This window comes from Streptomyces sp. NPDC054840, assembly GCF_053611065.1.
On sequence record NZ_JBSGZP010000962.1, the window covers coordinates 1 to 2112 of the forward strand.

2 protein-coding genes are annotated in these 2112 nt (G+C 72.3%); both read left to right on the forward strand.

What is annotated here, in order from left to right:
* Positions 1–321: 321 nt before the first annotated feature.
* Entirely contained in the window at positions 322–1662 is a 1341-nt protein-coding gene (locus tag ACWGIU_RS36430) for a transcriptional regulator (RefSeq protein ID WP_453712361.1), read from the forward strand.
* A 62-nt stretch (positions 1663–1724) separates the two neighbouring features.
* On the forward strand, positions 1725–2112 hold a 388-nt coding region (locus ACWGIU_RS36435; RefSeq protein ID WP_453712362.1), incomplete at its 3' end, for an NUDIX hydrolase.

Consider the following 2112-nt stretch of genomic DNA (forward strand, 5'->3'; position numbering starts at 1 on the left):
CGGTGGATGAGCCCGGCGCGCGCTCTCGGCCCGGCCCTGCCGAAGCGCGGCGACCAACCGGGCGCCGGCGGGGCCGGAACGCGCCGCCCGCCTGCCATGGAGTGTCGGGCAGACAGCAGAACGGGCGGCGCGGTGACGGGTCGTCGCACTGTACGAGGGGGAGCCGACGACCCGAGCTACCTCTTGGCGAGGCTCTTCAGTGAAGCGCCTCCACGGGTCCGTGCGGCAGAGTGCGCATCGCATTTATGCGCGTACGCGGTTCACACCCCGTGTGAACCGCGCACCCACTAGCCTGAGACCGACGAGCCCTTGGAGCGGCCCATGCAGCCCAATGTCCTGCTCGACGCCCTCCTCGCCGAGGCGGGCATGTCCCACGCCGGACTCGCCGCGTACGTGAACCAGGCAGGCCGCACCCGCGGACTCGCCCTGCGCTACGAACACACCGCCGTGACGCGGTGGCTGAAGGGCCAGCGGCCCCGTGGCCAGGTCCCCGACCTGATCTGCGAGGTGCTCGGCGGGCGGCTGCGGCGCCCCTTGGGGCTGGACGACATCGGGCTCGGCGCGGCGGACCGGCCCGTCCCGCTGCACGCCTCGCCGCTCAGCGGGTTCGTGGACCGGGCCGCCGCCCTGTGGCGTTCCGACGTCCAGGCCCGGCCCCAGCTGCTGGCCGCCGAGGCGGTCACCGGGACGCCCGCCGTCATCCCGGTGTGGGAATGGGAGAACCCGCCCGAGGACGCCGACGTCTCCCGCGAGGGCCCGAATCCGGTCGGTCCCGAGCACATCGAGATCCTGAAGTCCGCCCGCGCCCACTACGAGCTGATGTACCGCCGGGCCGGGGGTCTGGCCACGCGGGACCGGATCGTCCGCTTCCTGGGCAGTGAGACCGCGCCCATGCTGCGCGGAAGCTATTGCGACGACCTCGGTCGCCGACTGCACCGGGCCACGGGTTCCCTGGTGGCGGTGGCGGGGATCTGCGCGTACGACTCGGACGCCCACGGCCTGGCCCAGCGCTATTTCCACCAGGCCCTGCGCCTGGCGAAGGCGAGCGGGGACCGGGGACTGGGGGCGTACGTCATCGCGCTGATCGTCAACCAGTCCCTGCACCTGCGGGAGTACCGCCAGGCCGTCGCCTTCGCCGAGGCAGCGCTCCGCGCGGCCGGGCGGCACACCACCCCCGCGCTGGCCGCCGACCTGTACGCGATGCAGGCCAAGGCATACGCCCAACTCGGAGACACCCGGGCCGCCATGACCTGCATCCGCAAGGCGGAGGCGGCCGCCGAGCGGATCCGCCCGGGCAGCGAACCGGACGAGACCGGCTACGTACAGCCGGGGCTCGTCAACGTCCAGGTGGCCGAGGCGCTGCTCAGTCTGGGCGATCTGGAAGCGGCGCGGGTGCAGGCGACCGCCGCCGTGGGTACCCCGGCGCACGACCGCGGCCGGGTGCACCGGCTGGCGATGCTGTGCGAGATCCAGCTGCGTCAGGGGGAGGCGGACCGGGCCGCGGCGTCCGCGGCCGAGATGGCCGAGCGGGCCAAGGGAATGGAGTCGCTGCGCCTGCGGGACCGGTTGCGGGCGGTCCGCGAACAGCTTCTGACCAGCGGTTGTACGGGCGCGGAAGAGACCGCGCAGCTCATCGACGGGGCGCTGCGCGTTCCGCTGTGACGGGCCGAACTGCTGCCATGTTGCCACCTACTCGAACGGAAGGTGGCACAACCGTGCAGTGGATGAACCTGAGTGAGCAGACCGTGTACAAGAACCGTTGGTTCGACGTGAATCTCGCCGATGTGGAACTCCCCGACGGCCGGCACCTGGACCACTTCGTGATCCGGCTGCGGCCGGTCGCCGTCGCCACGGCCGTCAACGAGGCCAACGAGGTGCTGCTGCTCTGGCGGCACCGCTTCATCACCGACAGCTGGGGCTGGGAACTGCCCGCCGGGGTGGTCGAGGACGGCGAGGACATCGCGGTCGCGGCGGCCCGTGAGATGGAGGAGGAGTCGGGCTGGCGACCCGGCCCGCTCCACCACCTCATGACCGTCGAGCCGTCCAACGGCCTGACCGATGCCCGCCACCACCTCTATTGGGCGGACGGGGCCACCCACATAGGGCATCCCG

Excerpts from the sequence above, each read along its gene's own strand:
- ACWGIU_RS36430 (WP_453712361.1), top strand. The coding sequence starts at position 322 with ATGCAGCCCAATGTCCTGCTCGACGCCCTCCTCGCCGAGGCGGGCATG.